Here is a 259-nt window from a genome sequence, read left to right on the forward strand (position 1 = left end):
TTCTTCCCCTCTTTCCTTCCTCCCCCCCTTCCCCTCTCCCCTTCACCTCTGCTTTCTCTTTCTTTCCGTTCTTTCTCTCGCCTCCACGCTCCACTCCATTTCTTCTTCCATTCCCCCTCTCTCCTCCCCTCCCTTCCCCCCCTCTTTCCTTTACCTCTGCCTCGTCTTGCTCTTCCCCCTCCTCTCCCCCCTTCGCTCTTCCCCCCGCCCCCCCTTCTTTCTCACCTCCGCCTTCGTCCTTGATTCCTCCCTCTCCGCC

1 protein-coding gene is annotated in these 259 nt (G+C 59.8%); it reads right to left on the reverse strand.

The features are described from left to right. Nucleotides 1–259: hypothetical protein (locus tag BKB51_RS21390; RefSeq protein ID WP_085902982.1), on the reverse strand; the 259-nt coding region annotated here is incomplete at both ends.

This window comes from Kiloniella majae (assembly GCF_002118315.1).
GTDB classification, from domain to species: Bacteria; Pseudomonadota; Alphaproteobacteria; order Kiloniellales; family Kiloniellaceae; genus Kiloniella; species Kiloniella majae.